General features: G+C 70.2%; 16 protein-coding genes. 4 read left to right on the top strand and 12 right to left on the bottom strand.

The window, feature by feature from the left end; genetic code table 11:
• Positions 1 to 263: 263 nt before the first annotated feature.
• Genes AB0E90_RS11455 through AB0E90_RS11470 form a run of 4 tightly spaced genes read right to left on the bottom strand, consistent with a single transcriptional unit; the run spans position 264 to position 3,427 of the window.
• Entirely contained in the window at positions 264 to 1,133 is an 870-nt protein-coding gene (locus tag AB0E90_RS11455) for a DNA-binding protein (RefSeq protein WP_360402799.1), read from the bottom strand.
• Between the two features lie 33 nt (positions 1,134 to 1,166).
• Positions 1,167 to 1,652: a hypothetical protein gene (locus AB0E90_RS11460; protein WP_360402801.1), complete on the bottom strand. Its 486-nt coding sequence runs from the start codon at positions 1,650 to 1,652 to the stop codon at positions 1,167 to 1,169.
• A gap of 9 nt (positions 1,653 to 1,661) precedes the next feature.
• The gene (locus tag AB0E90_RS11465) at positions 1,662 to 2,615 is read right to left on the bottom strand and encodes a hypothetical protein (protein ID WP_360402803.1); all 954 of its coding nucleotides are present in this window, start codon (positions 2,613 to 2,615) and stop codon (positions 1,662 to 1,664) included.
• Between the two features lie 2 nt (positions 2,616 to 2,617).
• On the bottom strand, positions 2,618 to 3,427 hold the full coding sequence (locus AB0E90_RS11470; RefSeq protein WP_360402805.1) for a hypothetical protein: 810 nt from the start codon (positions 3,425 to 3,427) through the stop codon (positions 2,618 to 2,620).
• Between the two features lie 323 nt (positions 3,428 to 3,750).
• Here AB0E90_RS11470 and AB0E90_RS11475 point away from each other — a divergent pair, with 323 nt between their 5' ends.
• Positions 3,751 to 3,996, top strand: a complete 246-nt coding sequence (locus AB0E90_RS11475; protein ID WP_360402807.1) for a hypothetical protein — start codon at positions 3,751 to 3,753, stop codon at positions 3,994 to 3,996.
• Between the two features lie 240 nt (positions 3,997 to 4,236).
• On the opposite strand, the gene AB0E90_RS11480 is transcribed toward AB0E90_RS11475, so the two are convergent.
• The 8 genes from AB0E90_RS11480 to AB0E90_RS11515 form a co-directional block, all read right to left on the bottom strand.
• Complete coding sequence (locus AB0E90_RS11480) at positions 4,237 to 6,738, bottom strand: hypothetical protein (protein ID WP_360402809.1); 2,502 nt, start codon at positions 6,736 to 6,738, stop codon at positions 4,237 to 4,239.
• On the bottom strand, positions 6,731 to 6,889 hold the full coding sequence (locus tag AB0E90_RS11485; RefSeq protein WP_360402811.1) for a hypothetical protein: 159 nt from the start codon (positions 6,887 to 6,889) through the stop codon (positions 6,731 to 6,733). Before AB0E90_RS11485 ends, AB0E90_RS11480 begins: the two co-directional genes overlap by 8 nt.
• A gap of 94 nt (positions 6,890 to 6,983) precedes the next feature.
• Positions 6,984 to 7,193: a hypothetical protein gene (locus tag AB0E90_RS11490; RefSeq protein ID WP_360402813.1), complete on the bottom strand. Its 210-nt coding sequence runs from the start codon at positions 7,191 to 7,193 to the stop codon at positions 6,984 to 6,986.
• A 307-nt stretch (positions 7,194 to 7,500) separates the two neighbouring features.
• The gene (locus AB0E90_RS11495; RefSeq protein WP_360402815.1) at positions 7,501 to 7,935 is read right to left on the bottom strand and encodes a hypothetical protein; all 435 of its coding nucleotides are present in this window, start codon (positions 7,933 to 7,935) and stop codon (positions 7,501 to 7,503) included.
• A gap of 60 nt (positions 7,936 to 7,995) precedes the next feature.
• Positions 7,996 to 9,405, bottom strand: a complete 1,410-nt coding sequence (locus AB0E90_RS11500; RefSeq protein WP_360402817.1) for a recombinase family protein — start codon at positions 9,403 to 9,405, stop codon at positions 7,996 to 7,998.
• A 55-nt stretch (positions 9,406 to 9,460) separates the two neighbouring features.
• A complete protein-coding gene (locus tag AB0E90_RS11505; protein ID WP_360402819.1) occupies positions 9,461 to 10,042 on the bottom strand; it encodes a Uma2 family endonuclease in 582 nt (193 codons plus the stop codon).
• A 132-nt stretch (positions 10,043 to 10,174) separates the two neighbouring features.
• Positions 10,175 to 11,434: an SUKH-3 domain-containing protein gene (locus AB0E90_RS11510; protein ID WP_360402821.1), complete on the bottom strand. Its 1,260-nt coding sequence runs from the start codon at positions 11,432 to 11,434 to the stop codon at positions 10,175 to 10,177.
• Positions 11,431 to 12,627: an SUKH-3 domain-containing protein gene (locus AB0E90_RS11515; protein WP_360402823.1), complete on the bottom strand. Its 1,197-nt coding sequence runs from the start codon at positions 12,625 to 12,627 to the stop codon at positions 11,431 to 11,433. The genes AB0E90_RS11510 and AB0E90_RS11515 overlap by 4 nt, the downstream gene beginning before the upstream one ends.
• A gap of 189 nt (positions 12,628 to 12,816) precedes the next feature.
• On the opposite strand from AB0E90_RS11515, the gene AB0E90_RS11520 reads away from it, so the two are divergent.
• The 3 genes from AB0E90_RS11520 to AB0E90_RS11530 form a co-directional block, all read left to right on the top strand.
• Positions 12,817 to 13,245 carry a YbaB/EbfC family nucleoid-associated protein gene (locus tag AB0E90_RS11520; RefSeq protein ID WP_360402825.1) on the top strand — a complete coding sequence of 143 codons (429 nt, stop codon included), beginning with the start codon at positions 12,817 to 12,819 and terminating at the stop codon, positions 13,243 to 13,245.
• Positions 13,226 to 13,567, top strand: a complete 342-nt coding sequence (locus AB0E90_RS11525) for a hypothetical protein (RefSeq protein ID WP_360402827.1) — start codon at positions 13,226 to 13,228, stop codon at positions 13,565 to 13,567. Before AB0E90_RS11520 ends, AB0E90_RS11525 begins: the two co-directional genes overlap by 20 nt.
• Position 13,568: 1 nt before the next feature.
• Positions 13,569 to 17,260: toxin glutamine deamidase domain-containing protein (locus AB0E90_RS11530; RefSeq protein ID WP_360402829.1), on the top strand; the 3,692-nt coding region annotated here is incomplete at its 3' end.

Raw genomic sequence — 17,260 nt, forward strand, 5'->3', positions numbered from 1 at the left:
GATGGGTACGGATCGGCGCGGCATGTCGGCTCCCCTGGTCGCCGGTGGGGACCTTGCAGGCGCAACGGTAGCGCTCGACCAGGGGAGTTGACAGGTACGGGCAGGTAGCCGGACATGACGCTTAAACGTCAAGAGTGAGGCGTCCGGGCGCTATCGGGAACGGCGCCGAGCCGCACGGCGGGCCATGCGACGGCTGTGCACCCGGAAGGCGTGCCGCTCACGGGCGCGCCACCTGTGGGTCGGCCACGCGTCCCCAAGGCGGCTCATGCCGTCACCCCGGCCAGGCGTCGCTCCAGCTCGTCCAGGCGCGCCTCCTGGCGCTCCTCGTCGGTCAGCGGCGTCTCGGGGAGGTCGGCCACGTACGCCCAGGGCTGGCGCTCGGGGGCCTCCGCGGTCACCTTGCAGTCATGCCGGCTGTAGCTCGGCATGTCCTGGGCCAGCGGCAACGGCCAGGTGATCGCGCGGGCCGGGAGGATGTCGCGCGCCTCGGCCAGCATGAGGTCCCGGGCCATCTGCCACAGGTGCCGGTTCCCCGGGATCTGGGAGCGCTCGACCAGCGTGGAGCACGCCCCGCACACCGGGCGCCCCTGGTGCTGGCGCCAGGCGTCCACCAGCTCGTGGGACCGGCCGCACACGGCGCACGGCCAGCCGCTGGCGTGGGGGACGGGGACGGTCAGTTCCCGGTGGCGCTGGTCCACGGCCGCGCTCAGCTCCGCCAGCTCGGCCCGGGGGATGTGCCTCCAGTGAGCCCGGCCCCGGTCGGCTGGCGAGGCCGTCTCCTGCTCCTGATAGGCCAGCGGCACGCCGAGCGTGCGGGCCACGTCCGCGTGCGCCTGGGTGACGCGGACCGGGCGCGCGTCGGGGTCGAGCGCGAGCGCTAGCAGCGCCGCGCCGCTCCCGGCCTGGTGGCACACACCGTGATACCGCCAGCTCCGCACGGTGCGGTGATACGGGAACTGGCCGACCTGGCGTGTGGTCTGGACGGCCTCGGGGTCGTCGGTGCGTACCTGGCCGCCGCATGTGCCGCATGCCGAGGCGACGGCCTGGCCGCCCTGGGCGAGCAGGCGCACGAGGTCGGCGCGCGGGTCGGTCGTCTTGGCCTGGGGCCGGGTCTTGGTGGTCTTGCGGAGCATGGTCTGTCCTCCGTGGTCTGGTTCGTCTGGTGATCAGGGGAGCCGGAACGGAATCCGGATAGGGCCGACCGGGGTCAGCGAGCGCTTGCGGGCGCGCTCGGCCGCCGCACCCAGGGAGGCGATGAGCGCCCCGTCCTCGGCGGTCTGGCGCCGCCGGATGGCCACGTTTAACGAGGCGGTCAGCGCGCGGGTCTCGGCGGCTCGGCGGGCGGATGCCGCGCGGTCGGCGGTAGCCAGCACGGTCCGCAGCTCGGCACGCGCCCGGCCCGCCTGGCGGCTCAGCGCGCCGTCGATGGCCTGGCCGATCCGGGCCTGGAGCGGCATGGTCCGGGCGCGGAACTCGGCGGGCCGGGCGCCGAGCACGCGCCGCAACAGCTCGGCCCGCTCGTCGTGCGCCGAGGCGGTCAGGCTGGGGGAGCCGAGCGCACGCCAGAGCAGGATGGCGCGCTTCCGGGAGTCGGCGCCGGGCGGGAACCAGCTTGTTCGCAAGCTCTCGACACGGTCCTGAGTGATGGTCATGGCGCGTCCTCAGAAGGTCCGGTAGTTGGACTGGAATGCGGGCTCGGCCCGGCGGGAGCCGAGGCCCAGCGTCGTTGTGTGATGGCGGCGCGGCCGGTCGTCGGACTCGACCAGCTCCGCCTCCACGGTCTCGATCTCCTCGGCCTCGTCGCCTGAGCCGGCCTGACTGTGAAGTGTCAAGACGGCGGGCTCGGCGGGCGGGGGAGCGGGCTCCGGCTCGGGCTCAGCGACTGGAGCGGGCGGGAGAGCAGCGACCGGAGCGCCCGGCAGATCGGGCGCCGGGCGGCCGTCCGCGACCGCGTCCGCCACCCGGGCCAGCCAGGCGGTCACGTCCCCGGCGGAGAGGCCGAGCCGGGGCGCGAGCGCGGCGGCCTGGGCGTGGGCCACGAGCGCGAGGAGCGGCGGGCCGTCCGGACGCGGGGGCGTGCCCGGGTCGTTCAGGTCCACCGAACCCAGCACGGCCGTCACGGCCTCGGTCACGGCCGGGCCGATGGGGAGGCCGAACCAATCCATCAGGAGCACGACCAGCCGGTCGGACATGAGGTCCCCCCAGCGGCTGGCGCTCTGGGTGGCGATGTCCAGGGCCTTGGTCGCCACGGCGCTGGCGCCCATCGCGTGTGCCGACCGGCCCAGCGCGGCCACGCGCTCGATGTCCTCGGGCCGGGTGATCTGACCGGCGGCCACCTCGGCCTTGGCGTACGCGGCGAGCACGTCCACCGTGTCGATGGCGTCCAGGATCACCTCCCAGATCGGGCGGCGCGGACTGTTCGCCATCATCTGGGCGAGCGTAAGCACGGCCCCCGCTTGCTCCTCGGCGGCGGCCTTCCCGGCGCGGCCCGCGAGTCCGCCGTGGAGCTTGCACTGGAGCCGCCCGGGGATCGCCCAGCGCTCGCAACGCTGGCCGGTGCGCTTGGCCTTGGCCGAGCACTTCACCGGGGGCGGGTTCGCCTGGCGGTCGGCCACGGTCAGCTCCCCAGCGGGTCGAACGTCGCGCGCCCGGCCAGGCAGTCGAACGAGGCGGCCCAGGCGCGCTCAGCGACCAGGAGACGGAGGTTGGTCCGGGTGTCGAACGCGGGAAGGAGCTGGACCTCCTGGGCACGCCAGAGGGTCGTCTGGCCGGTCACGATGACCTCACCCATGGGGTACGCGCCGAACGCCCAGACTGAGCCCAGCGGGGTGACCTTGCGGGGGCCGTCCTGGAGCACCAGGCCCGCCTCGGTGGCGAACGCGGCCACCTCGATGGGGGCGTGGATCGTGGCCGCGTAGCCGTAGCCCTGGTCCGTGTAGGCGTAGCGCTCCAGCGCGCCGATCACGTCGGTGATGAGGTCCGGGTCGTAGCCGCCGGGGACGGCCTCGGCCTCGTCGTCCAGGTTCTGGATGCCGAGCGGGTTTCCGTCCAGGTCCAGGCCGGACCAGAGGGCGGCCTCCACGGTGGCCTGTTCGCTGGCCTCCAGGCGGCGCGTGACCTTGGCGCGGAGCTGGGCCTCGGTGTAACCGACCTGGGTGCACTCCAGGGTGGAGAGCGCCAGGAACACGCCGGTCTGGACCTCGGGGTTGTCGGGGTCGTGCGGCTTGTCCGGCGCCGGGTTGTCCTGGTCGTAGCAGTGCACGCCGTAGGCGTACGCGCCGCCGCAAGTCGTTGGTACGTAGCGAATCCCGCCCCCTTCACCGTGCGGGGCGGGGAGGTCGAGCGGGCCGCTGGCGGCCGTGAAGAGGCCGTACCGCGACCGGAGCGGTTCCGGTGGCGCGACCTGGAGGCCGGGTATCAGGGCCATCTCGCGTGTCCTCTTTCGGGTGAATTGCAATACACCATAATCCGCCTTTTGTTGTAACCATTTCTCGATAGGAGATGTGGGGTATCAGGCGCGGACGACTGGTGCTCGTTTCGTCGTGGGCGATTCCGGCCGGACCGAATCCAGGCACCGGGTTACGTGATCAATGGTCGGCCTTTGATGAGATTCTGGCCAGAGGGCATCTCGGCGGCCCGGCGGACATCTCGGCTGGGGAGCGACGGGGTGGGGCCACCCGCATGGGTGGCAGACCTACGCCCACGGCGGAATCTTCGGGATCATCACGCCACAGTGCCGAGGCTGGGGCCATGACTGTTCAATTGCTGCCGGTAAGCCGGAGCACCGAAAGCCCCGCCGACCTGGCCTCGGCCGTTGATATAGATCTCTACCGAGGCAAACACGACCTTGGGAAGCGCCTCGTCGTGGTGGCCGCCTACCGGACGGGCAGCGTATGGACACCTTTCCCGTGGAAGTGGTTCAGTGCGGACGAGAACAGCGTCTTCCTGGAGGTGCCACAGGGGACGGACCTGCATGAGGTCCTGATTATCGCCTGAGCCCGGACACAGATCAGCCCCGGCTGTCCGGAGGAGAGTGGACGGCTGGGGCTGATCTGCTATGTCTGGACTCAAGGCAACAATACGCCAGGTCAGGGCCGTGGTTGACGGCGCTCGAGTCGGCACTTTGCAGGCGGGCCGGCTGCGGGAGCCAGGGTCAGGGGCGGGCGGCCATCAGGGCGAGCGCGGGCAAGGTCTACAGGCCCAGGAGCCGGGCCAGCTCGGGCCAGATCGGCGGAGTCATGCCGTCCTCTCGCACGTCCGGCAACTCCAGTCGGGATCGTGGCTGTCCTCGTCCGGGCACCGGTCCACCACCGAGGCGGGGACGGGGGCGGGACGGACCGGCGCCGCAGAGGCGGAGGTGTCGGAGGTGTCGGAGGGGTGGCTCCCTGCCTCATCGCCCTTGTATTCACGTAGGGCCTTATCCGGGGCCGCCTCAGAGAGGCGAGTATCCGCGTTCAAGAAGATAGAGGCAGAGGGGGACACCTCCGACACCTCCGACACCTCCGACACCTCCCGAGTCACGGTCCAGACAACGGTCTTGGCGTGGCCGCCTCTCCTGGTGAGCCGGAACCCGCCCTGGATGCGCTCCTTCATCCGGCCGTACGCCTTGCCCAGCTCCACCGTGTACTTCTTGTCGGTGGCGTCCTCCAGGCCGAGGAGAGCGTGATACCCCGCCGGATCGGTGAGGGCCTTCATCCGCACGTCGGAGGTCCGGAACTGCTCCTCCCCGAACGTCTCGTGGAGCCACGCCAGGTGGCTGATCACGAACTGGCTCTCCTCGTTAGCCTCCTCGCGCCAGGCGTTGAGGTTGCCCAGGAACCCGGGCACCTCGGCGCGCTCGATGATCCCGCCCACCACGCGCTCCCACCCGATGAACGACCCGAACGTCAGACTCCGGGACGGGGAGGGCTCACCGGCGACGAACCAGGCACGCACCAGGACCAGAACCGCGCGAACCAGCGCCGCGCGATTGGCCCGGGTCCAGTCCTCCAGCTCCAGACCCGAGACGCCCGGGTGCCGGAAGGTGTGGGCCGCCCGGTTCTGCGGGTTGGCGTAGCCCGGCCAGAGGGCAATCCGGTACACCCGACGGGTGAGGTCCCCACGGACCTGGACCTGGTTGCCCATGCTCAGCCAGGTGACCCGGTTCGGGAACTCGGCCATCGTGCTGACGCCCAGGATGCGGTCCTGCCACGTCTTGGCGGTCAGCGCCTGGGCCAGCGACCGGCCGCCGATCGTGTGCGCCTCATCGAACACGAACATCTCCGAGCCGGTCCGGAACGCGCTGGTGATCTGCTTCCTCTGCTCCGCCTCGTCCTCCACGAAGTTGAGGGGGCTGGTCGCCTCCCCGGTCGCCAGGATGGCGATGCAGTCGGCCAGCTTGTTCTTGCCCACGCCCATCTGGAGGCCGTCGATCACCGCGAGCGGCACCTGATCGAAGTGGCCCCGGACGAACGGGGTCAGCAGGAGCGCCAGGGCGTTGGCCCGGTCGGCCACCGTGGGGAACGGCATGTCCCCCAGCCACTCGGTCAGGATCAGCTCCCGGGCGGCGGCCACGTCCTCGGCCGTGGGCTTCTCGGGGACATCGAGCCCGCCAAGGCCGCCCTCCACACTGAGGATCGTCCGGGACGCCTCGTCATAGCCGGGCTCCTGGCAGATCGAGCCGTCCGGCCGGACGAACGGGCACCGGCGGATCTGCTCCAGCGGCGCGAACTCCCCGGCCCGAGCCAGGACGGCCTTCATCGAGTTCTCGTCGGCCCAGCCGGGGACGTACTCACCGTCCCGGTTGTCCGCGACCATCAGCGCGGCCTCGGCGGCCACGCCGTTGAAGGTGCCCCGGTCGAGCGGCACCATCGAGCGCCCCTCCAGCCGGGAGATCACCCCGCCGTGGTTGAACAGCTCGGACCCGGAGAACTTCGCCGTCATGGCTTTGGTCAGCTCGTTCATCACCTGGAGCCGGTCCTGGTTGGTGACGACTACGGCGCGGCCGTCACCGGCCTGCGGCGGCGCGGCGGGGGCCTTCTTCTTGGCCCTGGGCCGAGCCGGCGCGGGCTTGCCCTGGGCGCGCTCGATGATCCGAGCGAGGAACGATGCGCGCCGCGCCTCGTCGCGGGTGGCCAGCACGTCGTCCAGGCCGTCCTTCTCCCCGGCGCCGGTGATCTGGGCGAAGGAGACCTTGGAGGCGCCCTCGTCCATCAGCGCGCCGCCGAGCTTCACCCCCGCGTCGTAGACCTCGGGGTTGGAGCTGGCGTCCGCGTCCAGCAGGACGACCACCTCCCCGTCCTCGGCCACGGCCAGGTCCGGGATCGGAAGGCCCTCGCTCGACCACATCCGGCACCCGCCGATGCCGTAGACCGCCACGCCCTCGGGGGCGTACTTGGCGGCCACGAGGCATTGCTTGGTGCCCTCCACGATGAGCACCCGGCCCGGGTTCTCCAGCGGGCGGACCGCCCACAGGACGGGCTCATAGCCCATCTTCTTGGAGCGGAACATGTACTTCTTGGGCCGCCCCTGGTCGTCCAGGCCCGGCTCGTCGGCCTTCATCTGCCACTCTGTCCGGCCGCTCGGGCTGGTCCAGGGGAAGGCGATGTACGGGACGCGGTTGAAGTTCGGCCACGGGTCCGGGAGGTCGGCCGCGTCGGCCTGGTCCACGATCGACCGGACGCCCAGCTTCTCGGCCAGGTCGGGGTCCACGGCGTGGGCGGTCAGGAACGCCCGGTGCTCGGGGGTCAGCTCAGCCACGGTCCCCACCCCCGATCAGCGCCTCGGCCAGGCCCTGGCGGAGCGAGTCGGTCCGGACCGGGCACACCGTCCAGTGGTCCACGTCCCAGCTCCCCGGCTGGCCGCAGTCCTCGCACCGGTCGCACGGCCCCATCACCAGCGCCGCGCTCACGGTCTCGACCTCGCGGCAACGGGTATCCTTGGAGGCGGTCTGGTGTGTCGTTTGGGGCGCCTCCCGGTTGGTCAGCCGGGGGGCGTTCGTCTTGTCAACCATCGGCCCGCTGACCCCCGTCCGTGGAGGCCAGCAGCGCGCGGAGCTGGGCGCGATTGGCGGGGGTCAACTCGGGGGCGCGCTTCACCAGCGCCCGGATGTAAGCGTCCGTAGAGTGCCGGGCACGCGCCCCGGCCTTGCCGCGAGCGCTCAGGTACTGCGGGTCGTCCAGTGACCCCGTCACCACGGGGTTCTGTCGGGACACGGAAACTCCTCGTGCGAGAAGGTTCCGTACCCGGGCGGGCTTCCCATACCGCCGAGCCGGGGCGCTGGCGTTAGGCCAGCGGCGGGCCAGCTCTTACGTGGCTGGCCGCCGTGCGTGCCCTCGATGAGGTGCCGGGATCGTCGCGCTTGGGGGCGCTCACCCGGGCTTGCTAACAAGTCTTGCTGACAAGCCCCACACCTGGGAAGTTCAGGACGTGTGCCCGGTGTCACCAGTCATGACAGCAAAGTTGTTGCGCCCCAACAATTCCGCGCGCCCGGCCTTGACGATTCAGTGTCAACGCTCGGGCCTACTTCAGGCCCACGCCGCGCCTCTTCGCCATGACGGTGCCGCCGCTTCCGAGCCGCACCCACCCCACTAAGTCCTGGTGCCGGATGCCCTGCTCCGCGCACGTTCCCTGGACGTTGCCCATCGGCATCAACCATGACGCCTCAGCCCCGGCCTCCAGCCGATGTGGGATCTCCGCAGATAACTGCACGCGGTCGAGCTGGATCAGGTTGTTGCCGTCCGGGCTCCGCAAGCCGTAGCCGGTCACCGTCACCGCTGTACGGCCCGAGTTGCTGGCCTCGATCACCACGAACGTGCCGTTCAGCCCAGGGACGAAACCCTGCTTGGCGACCACCTTGACCACCGCGCCGGTCCGTCGCCAGGAAACGATCTGCCAGGTGAGCGTGATGGTGCTCATCACGATTGCGACCACAGACAGGATCTCGGAGACCTTCATGACTCAGAAGTGTGGCTTATGCCTGCGAGGTTGACGCTGCTCACCTCACAGGCGGCCGGCTCAGGCGGCCAGGCCCTCGGCTTCCCAGTGCTCAGACCAGGTCATCGGGTCGTCCGTCCACTGAGAGGTGCCCAGCGTCCACGGGTCGAATATGCGGCTCCCCCGGGTGCCCTGGGCCAGCCGGACTACACACAGCGCCTCGATCACGGCCCGCCGGATCATCAGCGGCGCACCGTCAAACGCGGCCACCGGGTCATCGGCGGCCAGCACCTCGGCGGCGGCGCCGGGCGCAGTCAGCCGGGCACGCGCCGAGCGTGAGGCGGCCAGCTCAGCATTGATTTTCTCGGTCTTCACCTTGTACCGGCGGCCGTCGATCAACTCCGCGTCGTAGTCCTCCTCGGTCTGGCGGAGACGGCCCTCCAGGCGCTGGATCTCCCCGTTCAGCCGGGCCACCTCCTCGTTGTCCACCTTGGGGAGGAGGTCTCCGAGATCGGGCCGGGCCAGCCGGGCGCGGACCAGCTTGATCACGAACTCGTCCACCTGGGGGCGCGACCGGTTCACGTGGGCTTCCTTGCACCGGTACCGGTGGCCGGAGAAGGAGGAGCACGGCCGGTCGCACACCGCGCACCGGAATAGCCCCGCTCCGAGGTGCTTGCGGTCGGTGCCCTCCCGGTTGGTGATGCGCCGAGGGTCGGCCAGTCTGGCGGCCACTTGGTCGAACACCTCGGGCGCGACCAGGGCGGACCAGACACCGGGCTTGCCGGTCGTCTCGCCCTGATAGATCGCACGCCCGGCGTAGCGCGGGTTCCGGAGGATGCCCTGGACCGTGGAGGCAATCCATCGGCCGCCGTGCCGGGTCGGCACGCCGGTCTCAGTCAGCCAGGCGGCCAAGCCCTTGAGGCTGTCCCCGGCCGCGAACCGCTGGAACAGCGTCCGCACGGTGGCGGCCTCGTCCTCGATCAGCTCCCCGGCCACTGTGTAGCCGGTCAGCCGCACGCCGAGCGGCGGCCGTCCCTGGTCGGCGCGCTGGGCGGCGGCGGCCCGTTGGCGGTCGGCCTTCTGCTCGATCTCGTGCCGGGCGACGGCCGCGAGCACCGAGGCTGTGAGGCGGCCCGCTGGGGTGGAGAGGTCGATGTCTGAACCGCGAACCAGCGCAAGCGTGAGCCCGGCCGCCTCTCCGGCCTCCAGGAGCCGGAGCGTGTCTCGGGCGTTACGGGTAAGCCGGGTCAAGTCCCAGGCGACTACGACCGTGACCTCTCCGCCCTCGATCAGCTCCAGCAGGCGCTCGAACCCGGGCCGCTTCTTCTTCCCGGCCGCACTCACGTCGTTGTCCCGCAGCACCTCGCGTACGGACCAGTTCCGCCGCTCGATGAGGCCCTGGGCCTCCCCTTCCTGGCGCTCGATGGCCAGGCCCTCGCCGGTGAAGTCGCGCGACTGGCGGAGGTAAAGAACGGCATACGTCGAAGTCATGCCGTCAATGGTTGCACGGTTACGTAACCTGGTGGAGTTCCGCTTCAACGTCTGATCAGCGACGGCGACTGCGCATCAGCGCGTCCAGATCGAGCACGATCGGGAACGGCATAGCGCTGCGCAGTTCGTGGCGGTGGATGCCGGTCGGGGCATACGAACGCGTAGGTCCATCGAGTTCGTAACTGTGCACGACCGGCGCCTTGTCTTCGTCTTCGACGCGCCAATAGACCGGGATACCCGCTTCGGCATACTTGCGTAGCGTGACAGTCCGATCACGGTGTGCAGATTCGGGCGAGACCACTTCGACGACCAGAATCACCTGGTCAGGTGTGAAAAAGGTGCGGTCGAGATCGCGCGGCACGGTCGTGACCAGCAGGTCGGGCTCGGGACGGTTCCGTTTGTCAAGTCGGATCGTTATTTCTCGCTCGACTTCGACCCCCTCGGGGGCCTGCTCTTCGAGCGCGAGTTCCAACGCGGTGAGAAGCCGAGCATGCCAAACCCGCTGGGGGGACATCATGAAGACAAGCGCTCCATCGATCAGTTCCGTGTGACGTGGCGCCTCTGGAAGATGGTCGAGGTCGTCGGCGTACCACCCCTCGATGCGAGGCGGATGCATCCACTCGGGCACCGCGGTCATAGCCGCCACCGTAGCATTTGGTAATGGCCGGTCTGGCGTGCTTCATCACGCTGTCCGGACGTTGCATCATGCCTGAATCCGGTCGAGTTTCGCTTCGATGTCTAGTGACGGTCGGTGCTCGGCGTGCGGAAGCTAGTCCTCGCTGGGCCCCCAGGTGCCGTCGTCGTGGACGCGGTGGGTGCGTTTGCCGAGGATCAGGGTTTCCAGGGCCTCGGCGTAGGTGTCGGCGATGAACCACTCGCCGGCCTGGTCCAGGTCGAAGATGCGGCCCCGGTCGTCGACGGCGAGGATGGACTCGTTGTTGACGCTGCCGATCGGGAAGAGCCGGGCGCCGAGCACCTGGGCGAAGTCGTGCAGCACGTCGGCGCTGTGTTTGGCCCACTCGGGGGCGAGGTAGACGAGGCGGGTGCGCTGTTCGGCGCCGGGCGCTCGGCGGTGGATGACCACCGAGCCGGTCTGGGCCAGGGCGTCGACCGCGGCCGGGAACGCCTCGTGCTGGTGTTCCAGGCCGGGGACCTCGATGACGTTGCTCATCTCGAACTCGGCCATCGCGACGTACATGTCGTGCGGGACGTCCGGCAGCCACGAGCCGCCGAGCAGTTCCGAGGCGACCACGTCGGTGAACCGGCCGGGGGCCGGGTTGGGCTGCATCGGCGCAGTGTTCGGGTAGAGCGCGCCGGTCGTCGACCACGGCATCAGGGCTAGTTGGGTGAGGGCGTACGTGCAGCTCTCGCACGGGTCGTTCGGCTGGCCGGCGAGCGGGTCGCCCGGCTCGCGGATCTGGAACGTCTCGAAGATCGAGGTGCGGAGCAGCTGCCGGGCCTCGTCGAGGGTGAGCGCGGGGCGCTTCGCCTCGGCGCGGCGGCGGTCCATGTCGTGGAGCACGTCGGAGCAGACGATCAGCTCGGCGTGGCGCTCGCAACCGCGTACGGCCTCGGGAGGGGTTTGCTCTGCCAGGCGTTCCAGGACCAGCCGGTGGTGGTTGAGTTTCTGGTCGCCCTTGGCGCCGCGGGCGATGTAGACCCGGCCGTCGACGGTGGCGTGCGCGGCAACGCTCGGGGTGACCTTCCGCCGGGCCTCGCGGCGCAGCTGAACCTCGGGGTCGGCGGTCTTCGGCGGGTCGACGACCTCCGGGCGCTTGTCCCGGTAGACCTGCTGCAACGTCTCGGCCGGCCAGTTGGGCCAGGTCGAGACCCGGCCGGTGGCCCGGTCGATGACCCGCCGGCCGGTGCCGAGGTCGGACGGCGAGAACTGCGGCTCGGCCGCGCCGATCGTGACGATGAAGCCGAGGTCGAACTCTTCGACGAGAGCCTGGAGCTCGCTGCCTCGCAGGAGCGACTCGGCGCGCGCCCAGGACGCCGCGACGGCGTCCGCGTCTGCCCGGCTGATCACTGCTCGGCCTCCCAGGTGCCGTCGTCCCTGATCCGGGCGGCGGCCTGGCCGGTGATCAGCGCGGTGAGCGCCGAGTAGATCGTGTCGCCGATGAACCACTCGCCGCCCTGGTCGAGGGCGAAGACGCGACCACGTTCGTCGATCACCAGGACCGCCTCGTCGAAGCCCTCGATGCCCAGCGGGAACATCCGGGCACCGACGATCGTGCCGAGTTCGTGCAGCGCGTCGGCGAGGTGGCCGGTCGAGTCGGCGCCGATGTGGAACTGCCGGACGCGGTGCGCGACACCGCGGGAGTTGCGGACGCAGATGATGTCGTAGAACTCGGCCCAGGCGGCCACCGCAGCCGGGAAAAGTTCCTGGGTGAACTCGCGGCCCTCGGTCGCCTCGATCCGGCGCATCAGGTCCACGCTGCGGGCGCCCCGCTGTTCCGTGGTGCGCGGATCCCAGCCCGCGGCGGACAGCGCCCAGGCCACCTCCGGCGGGAAGAGGCCGGGCATCGGGTCGCGTCCGGAGGTCCGCTGGAAGAGTTCCCGATAGGAGCGGTCGATCTCCGGAATGACCGAGAGCACGAAGAGCACGTCGGAACAGGTGGGGCAGAACTCGGAAGTCTGTCCGCCGAGCGGGTCGCCGGTCTCCCGGATGTGAAACGTCTCGATATACGCGTGTTCCAGCAGGTTGCGCGCCTCGTCCAGGGTGAGCGGGTCCTCGCCGGCCGCGGCGCGGGTCTTGTCCGCCTCGTGCAGCGCGTCCGAGATGACCAGCAGCTCGGCGTGGCGTTCGACGCCGCGGGTCTGGTAACCCGTCGAGATCATCGAGAGCAGCCGCTCGATGATCGGATGGTGGTGCAGTTCCTGATCGCCTTTGGCGCCGCGCGCCCGGAACAGCCGCCCACCCAGCGTGATGTGCGCGGCGATCGACGGGCTGACCCGGCGGTGCGCCTCACGCCGCAGCTCGGCGACCGGATCGGCGGTCTGATGCGACCCGACGGCGTTCTCCCGCCGCTCGATGTAGCGCTGGTCGAGCTCGTCGTTGGGCGCGGGGGGCCAGTGCGAGAGACGGCCGGTCTCCCGGTCGATGATCGTGATCACGTCGCCGCCGGGTTCGGGGCGAGCCTCCGGGGCCAGCTGCATCCACACCGCGTAGCCGAGTGTCAGCTCATCGACGTGCGGCGTGCAGGTGTAGCCGCGGAACATCGATTGCCGTTTAGCCCATCCCGTGGCGATATGTTCAGCCTCGGCCAGCGTGATCATGTAGGCCGTCCCCCTTCGGTCCTTCGGTGCGAAGCTTAGAACTATCGGACAACGTCAATTGCCAGGCCGCCCAGGGTTGTCGATGGCTGGTAAGTTTTTGGGTCAAATCGCAAGTCCTCGGGGGAGACCGGCGTGACCAGACAGTCCGATCGTGACGCCAACCACGCACTGCGCGCCCGTTTCGACGACGTGGTGTCGCAATATGAGCGCCTGCGCTCCGGCCTGGACGAGATGCAGGAGCGTCTGTCCAGGATGGCCGTGACGGCCGAGTCGCCGGACGGGCTGGTCCGCGCGACCGTCGGCCCCCGGGGCCAGCTGATCGACCTCAAGCTCGACCCCGACATCTACCGCCGCCGAGACGCCGACGAGCTGGGCCGCATCATCCTGCGCACCGTCGAGCAGGCGGTCGCGAAGACGACCACCCAGGTGCAGGAGATGGTCGGCGAATACCTTCCGTCCGACTCCGGCGCGTCCCGGTTCCTGCGCGACGGAAACTTTGGCACGTTGCTGGCCCGCCAGGACCGGCTCATGCAGGAGACGGGTGACGACGATGGCCGGTGAGCAGCTCTATCTCGACCCGCAGCGGGCCACCGGCGGCGGTCGCGACCTCGCCGCGGCCGGCAAGCAGCTGGTGAGCCTGGACAACAGCACGGTCGCCTCGATCGCGATGGCGAGCCAGTCGCAGCCGTGGGGCAAGGACGACATCGGCGCCGCCTTCCAGGGGCAGTACGGACCGTTGCTCCAGCAGTTCACCGAGGCGTTCGGCCAGGTCGCCGGCTATGTCGAGTCGCTCGGAGACGCCGCGGTGGCCTCGGTTGCCGACAACATGGGCGCCGACTCCCGCTCGGGCGAGACGGTCATCAAGTCGTACCGGACGTCCTGATATGACGGTGTTACCGAGCCCGATTCCGCACCCGCTCGATTTCTGCCCGTGGGATCTCCCGGGCTGGGCCTACGACGCTCTCGAGTGGGTGGTCGGCTTCGACTGGCCCGAGGGCAACGAGAAGACCACCTGGGACCTCGCCGATCAATGGTTCGACCTGGCCAGCGCCATGGTCGCGCCGCGGGACGACGCCGCCGAGGCGGCTCAGGTGATCATCGACGCGTACGGCGGGGCCGGCACCACCATCGAGGCCTTCATCGCCGCCTGGCAGAAGGTTGCCGACGGTGACGAGGCGCCGCTCAACGCCCTGGTGGAGTTCGCCTCCGAGGTCGGCAAGATGGTCGAGGGGTGCGGCCAGGACATCGAAAGCGCCAAGCTCGAGGCCTGGATCGAGCTCGGCATCTTCGTCATCGAGCTGATCGGCATGGCGGTCACCGTCGCCCTCACCCTCGGTGCCGCCTCGCCCGCGGCCGGCGGCCTCATCGCCGCGACCCGGATGGCGATCCAGCAGATCTTCAAGAAGCTGATCGCGCAGCTCTCCAAGAAGGCCCTCAAGCAGGCCCTCAAGACCGCGGGCAAGCGCGTCGCCAAGGACCTGCTGACCAAGAAGGGCCTCAAGAAGCTCGGCAAGCACGCCCTCAAGGAGGCCAAGGAAGAGGCCCGCGAGGAGCTGCTCACCAACGCCGGCATCCAGGCCTACCAGACCGCGAACGGCCGCAACACCCTCGGCTGGGACGACCTGGGCAAACTCGGTCTCGCCACGTGGGCCGGTGCGGCCGGCGGCGCCGCGGCGCACGGCGGCAACCTCGGCGCGGGCAAACGCAGCGGCATCTTCCGCGGCGCCGCTTCGGAGGTCTTCGGCGACCTCGGCGGCAACCTTGCCACGGGCCATCTGTCCGATTTCGACAGCCTCGCCAAATCGGCCACGTCCGGCGTCTCCGGCACGATGATCGGCAACACCCACCACGACGTCAAAGGACTGAACAGCAGCCTCGACGGCGCCGGAAACCTCTCGCTGAGCGACTTGCCGGCGGCTTCGTCCGGCTCAACAGCCAACTCATCCGGTACGCCTCTTAGCTCCCCGGTTTCCGACCTGTCCAGTTCGTCGGGCGGCTCGTCCACGCACTCACCGGTCTCGACCACGACCTCGGCCGCGCACTCGTCGGTCGCGGCGTCACCCGTCGCGGCAAGCGCCGCGCCGGTCGTCAGTCATGCCGTCGCCTCGTCGGCTGCCGCGCCTGTTACCGGCCAGGTGACTGCTTCCGACACGTCCGGCACGGTCTACGCGTCGTCGTCGGTGAGCGCCCACTCGGCCGATCTTTCCGGGAGCACCAGCCTGGCCTCGGCCGCGCCGGCGGTCGACACGTCCGCGCCGAGCAGCGCCAGTCATGCCACCGCGGCGTCGGCGTCGGCGTCGGTCAGCACGTCGACGAGCGGCAACACGGCGACCAACGGGCCGGTGGGCTTCGCTTCCAACACGGGAAGTTCCGGCCCTTCGATCGCCACCAACGTGTCGGCCTCGCCGAGCACCAATATGTCGCTCGCCGGCGGCAACCCGTCCAGCGTCACCGTGAGCACGTCGACCAGCGGCCCGACCGTCTCGGCCAGTCCATCGACGAACGTGACCTCATCGCAGAGTTTGGACACCGGGGGCGCGCGTTCGAGCGGCCCGACCCTCAACACGTCGACGAGCTTGAGCAGCTCTCCTTCCCCGAGTGTCACGAGCCCGAACATCAGCAGCTCGGGTCCGAGTGTCACGAGCCCGAACATCAGCAGCTCGGGTCCGAGTGTCACGAGCCCGAACATCAGCAGTTCAGGCCCGAATGTCACGAGCCCGAACGTCAATAGCCCTGGGCCGAGCGTCACGAGCCCGAACGTCAGTAGCCCCGGGCCGAGCGTCACCAGCCCGAACGTCAACGGCTCCGGGCCCAACGCCACGAGCCCGAGCGTCAATACGGCGAGCCCGAGCACGACTAGCCCGAACACGACGAGTCCGAACACGAACGGGATCGACCCGAGCCGGCCCCGCGCCGAGACGCCGCTCGCCTCGGCGTCGACCGGCACCACGACGGCTGATCCGACGACGTCGTCGCCAGCGAAGCCGGACTCCACCGCCCCGACGCGGCCGGACTCCACCCCGCCGAACGGCCAGACCAGCCCGTCCACCTCGTCGCCGGCCCAACCGGGCAAGCACACCACTCCGCCACCGTCGACCCAGCCGTCGACCCAGCCGTCGACCGGCCAGCCGGACCGGTCGCGGCCCGACGCCGGCGGCACTTTCATCGCCGGTGCCGCCCACGCCCGTCCGCACCTGACGGCGCGGACGCCCGACCAGGCACGGGCGGAAAATGCTTACTTCGACGCGTACGCGGAGAACAAGCGAGTCGTCCTGAACGACGTCTTCAATCGCACGCTGGGCCCGCTGGACGCCGAGATCGCGCACCACAAGCAGGCGCAGGACAACTCCCGCCGTGCAGCTCGCCGGGCCCGGCTCACGCTCAACCGGCGGATGGCCGATTACCACAAGGCCATGGAGGACTACCACCACCAGAAGGAGGTGGACGCGCTCGCGCGTAAGTCGCACGCCAACACCGCCCTGCACCAGGAGCTGAACCTCACGACCAGCCCGGACTTCGCTCGGGCCAACACCGACCGTGGGGCGCTCTCCGACGTTCCGGTCTGGAGCGGCGATCAGTCCGCGCTGACCGGGAGTGGCAACCCGCCCAACTCCCGGACCATCCGGCCCTACAACCAGCCCGGCGGCCTGCGCGTCCCGCTCGCGATGCACCAGGCCGACCTCGAGCTGGCGGTTCCCCGGGACCAGAACGGCGTCCCACTGCGTACGCCCGACCCGCGCGGCCCGCTCCTGGGCCTGATGAACGACGGCGGCCCGAGCGCCGACCCGACCCGCGGCGTCAACTGCCTCGACTGTTCGCTGTCGTTCTACGAGACCTACGTGCACGGCCGGCCGACGGTCGCCGCCCCGCGCACGGTCGACACCTACACGTTCGGCCAGCCCGACAACCACATCGGCGAGCGGGGCGGCCACTTCCGCGCCGAGGCGGCCACCGGCAGCGGCTTCACCGAGATCACCCCGAACGTCTCGCACAAGTCGCCGGCCGACGCCAAGGCCGACGTCGACGAGGCGTTCGCGCAGGTGGCCCGGGCCTTGCTGCAGGGCGGTCACGGCTCGACGGCCATCATCATCAACCAGTGGGAGGGCAGCAACGGCAACGGCGGCTGGCACGCCTGGAACGCCGTCAACCACCACGGCACCTTGCTGTTCCTCGACCCGCAGAGCGGCCAGCACCAGGACGCGACCAACTTCACCGGCGGCGGCCACCGGACCCTCTACGGCCACAGCGGATCCCCGAACGGCTCCAACGTCGTCGCGGTGAACGCCCTGATGGTCGACGGCCAGGGCAATCCGATGGCGGTCCCGAACACGCAGCCCTCGCCCTACTTCAGCCAGCGAACCACGCCACCCCCGCCGCCGTTGGCCTACCAGCAGCAGAACACCCCGCAGCCAGCACCACCGGTCAACACCCAGCCGTCGCCGGTAGCACCCCAGCCGTCGCCACCGGTTAACGTCCAGCCGCAGCCGCAGCCGCAGCCGCAGCCGCAGCCGCAGCCGCAGCCGCAGCCGCAGCCGCAGCCGCAGCCGCAGCCGCAGCCGCAGCCGCAGCCGCAGCC

The organism is Actinoplanes sp. NPDC026619, assembly GCF_040638295.1.
Classification (GTDB): Bacteria; Actinomycetota; Actinomycetes; order Mycobacteriales; family Micromonosporaceae; genus Actinoplanes.

What these genes read in the sequence shown, in the direction of transcription:
- AB0E90_RS11455 (WP_360402799.1), bottom strand. Translation starts at nt 1,133, where the DNA reads ATGCTCCGCAAGACCACCAAGACCCGGCCCCAGGCCAAGACGACCGAC.
- AB0E90_RS11500 (WP_360402817.1), bottom strand. Translation starts at nt 9,405, where the DNA reads ATGACTTCGACGTATGCCGTTCTTTACCTCCGCCAGTCGCGCGACTTC.
- AB0E90_RS11495 (WP_360402815.1), bottom strand. Translation starts at nt 7,935, where the DNA reads ATGAAGGTCTCCGAGATCCTGTCTGTGGTCGCAATCGTGATGAGCACC.
- AB0E90_RS11460 (WP_360402801.1), bottom strand. Translation starts at nt 1,652, where the DNA reads ATGACCATCACTCAGGACCGTGTCGAGAGCTTGCGAACAAGCTGGTTC.
- AB0E90_RS11515 (WP_360402823.1), bottom strand. Translation starts at nt 12,627, where the DNA reads ATGTTCCGCGGCTACACCTGCACGCCGCACGTCGATGAGCTGACACTC.
- AB0E90_RS11475 (WP_360402807.1), top strand. Translation starts at nt 3,751, where the DNA reads ATGACTGTTCAATTGCTGCCGGTAAGCCGGAGCACCGAAAGCCCCGCC.
- AB0E90_RS11470 (WP_360402805.1), bottom strand. Translation starts at nt 3,427, where the DNA reads ATGGCCCTGATACCCGGCCTCCAGGTCGCGCCACCGGAACCGCTCCGG.
- AB0E90_RS11505 (WP_360402819.1), bottom strand. Translation starts at nt 10,042, where the DNA reads ATGACCGCGGTGCCCGAGTGGATGCATCCGCCTCGCATCGAGGGGTGG.